A 2466-nucleotide genomic window follows, 5' to 3' on the forward strand; every position below is an offset into this window, starting at 1 on the left:
CAAAATATTACGTGAGGGAACGTTCGCGCCTGACTCGTCTTAGGCAATCGAGGCGGTTGTCGCCTCGCCGATTGTGAAGGAGAAGAACAATGCCTAATCAAGGTGGTAGCCACGAACAGCACGTGAAGGCAGGCCAGCAGAGCCACAAGAACGCCGACAACAAAAACCGTCAGCAACAGCAGGCCTCTGGTGGTGGTCAACGGCAGCAGGGCGATGGATCCGGCATGCGTGGTGGAACCCACGAACAGCATGTGAAAGCTGGCGAACAAAGCCACAAAAACCGCTGATCGCGTGTGATTTCAGCAGACCCACCCCGAAGTATCGGGGTGGGTCTGATTGCATCTGAAGGGTACCGACGAAGAGGGCGCGAGGCCGGGTCGCGAAGTCGCCCGGCGGCTTGGCGCCGGGGCGACGACGCCCAGTCAGGCAGCTTGCTGCAGGGCGCGCTCATTGACACCGCCTTCGCCCAGCCCGGAAAGCGCTTCGTCCGTCGCGACCTCCTCTTTCAATGTCTCGTTGAGGAGCTTGACCACGTCGCTCTTGCCAAGCTGTTCAGCCCACGCGACCAACGTGCCATAGCGCGCGATTTCATAGTGCTCGACGGCCTGTGCCGCGCCGACCAGTCCTGCATCCAGCGCCGGGTCACCCTTGTATTCGTCGAGAATTTCCGACCCTTCCTCAAGAATGCCGTCGATCGCCGGACAGGTCTTGCCGCGGGCCGGTTTGTCCATAAGTTCGAACACTTGCTCGAGCCGATCGACCTGGCCTTCGGTTTCCATGCGATGTTTCTCAAAGGCCGCGGCCACCTCCTCGGATTCGGCGCCCTTTGCCATCTTCGGCAAGGCTTTGAGTATCTTCTTTTCAGCGTAGTAAATGTCCTTCAGCCCATCGAGGAACAAAGCCTCCAGTCCTTTTGTCGTCGCTCTTTTTGCAGTCGCCATGATTTGTCTCCCTTGGATTGTCATGAAAGCTCACCGGCGGTGTAGCCATGGACTAACTTTCCATGGAAGCAGTTGTTCCCTGGGCGCGACTCGGAAGGGGCAGCACGCCATATGGAGTAGATGGGAGTTCATATACGAAATCATATTTACATATAAAACAAATCATGATGATCTTGCAGTCGTGCAGCGCGGCTAAGGTGGTTGGTTCCGGCGTACATCGCTGAGCCTGAATGCCAGCAGATGATCGTGCCCAAATGAAATCAACATGATGTCGCGGTCGAGTCAGCCGTGCATTGATCGGATGTAGGGAGTGCGGCATGCCCTTTGATGTCATCGTTATCGGAGCCGGCGCAGCCGGAGCTGTTCTTGCTGCCCGGCTAACCGAAGATGCTGCCACGAACGTGCTTTTGCTGGAAGCGGGGCCGGACTACCGGAGCGGCGAGCAACCTGCCGAGATGGCGAGCCCAAATCCCTTCAACCTGCTGCTTCCCGACCATTTTCAGCAACAATACATGTATCCCGACCTGATGGCTCGTCGCACGAAGCGGCAGGAACACCGGGTCTACTGGCGCGGCAAGGGGCTTGGCGGTTCGACGGCCGTCAATGGGCAGATTGCCATTCGCGGTGTGCTCCATGCATTCGACCGCTGGGAGGAAATCGGATGCAAGGGCTGGTCGGGAGCCGACGTGCTGCCCTTCTTCTGCCGCCTGGAGGATGACCCGATCGCGGCCAATTTTCACGGCAGCGGCGGCCCGATTCCGATCTACCGCGCGCCTGTCGAAAGCTGGGGCAGCGTCGACAAGGCCATGCGCCAAAGCGCGATGGCTCTCGGCCATCCCTGGCATGACGATCTCAATGCTCCGGATGCCGAAGGGGCTTGCACCTATCCCATCAACAGTCGAGCCGGCAAGCGCGTGTCGGTCAATGACGGCTATCTGGAAGCTGCCCGCGACCGGCCGAACCTTACCATCATCGGGCAGGCGACGGTGGACAAGGTGCTTTTCGATGGCAGGAAAGCGATCGGCGTTTTGGCCATCGTGGCCGGGCAGGTTCGCAAATTCGAGGCGCCGCTGGTCATCGTCTCGGCCGGCGCCATCCACTCTCCGGTCATCCTGCAGCGCTCGGGCATCGGCCCTGCGGCTCTCTTGAAACGAAAGGACATCGAGGTGCTTGCCGACCTGCCGGTCGGCGAAGGTTTCTTCGACCATCCTTATTGCCGCATCGAACTGAAGCTGAAGCCGGGATTCAAGGCGACCGATCTCGACGCGCGGCATACCAACTGCTGTGTGCGGATGAGTTCGGGCGTGCCGGGCGCTGAGCGCGACGACATTCTCTACGTCGCCATGAACCATGGCGGCATCGGCGTGGAGTCCGACAGCGCCCAGTTCGGCGAGGCCATGGTCAATCTGATCCTGATGGAGGCCAAGAGCCGCGGCACCGTGCAACTGCGTTCCGCCAACCCTTTCGACCAGCCGCTCGTGGAAGAGAACATGCTGGACGATCCAATGGATCTCCAGCGCATGCG

At 59.8% G+C, this 2466-nt stretch carries 3 protein-coding genes; 2 read left to right on the forward strand and 1 reads right to left on the reverse strand.

Annotated features, from left to right (window positions below; translation table 11 throughout):
* Window positions 1-89: 89 nt before the first annotated feature.
* Window positions 90-287, forward strand: a complete 198-nt coding sequence (locus EN893_RS29050; RefSeq protein WP_127268256.1) for a hypothetical protein — start codon at window positions 90-92, stop codon at window positions 285-287.
* Window positions 288-422: 135 nt separating this feature from the next.
* Here the strand turns inward: EN893_RS29050 and EN893_RS29055 are convergent, their stop codons facing one another.
* A complete protein-coding gene (locus tag EN893_RS29055) occupies window positions 423-941 on the reverse strand; it encodes a ferritin-like domain-containing protein (RefSeq protein WP_127268257.1) in 519 nt (172 codons plus the stop codon).
* A gap of 317 nt (window positions 942-1258) precedes the next feature.
* Between EN893_RS29055 and EN893_RS29060 the strand changes: the two genes are divergently transcribed.
* On the forward strand, window positions 1259-2466 hold a 1208-nt coding region (locus tag EN893_RS29060; protein WP_128361987.1), incomplete at its 3' end, for a GMC family oxidoreductase N-terminal domain-containing protein.

It is taken from the genome of Mesorhizobium sp. M7A.F.Ca.CA.004.04.2.1, assembly GCF_004022825.1.
Classification (GTDB): domain Bacteria; phylum Pseudomonadota; class Alphaproteobacteria; order Rhizobiales; family Rhizobiaceae; genus Mesorhizobium.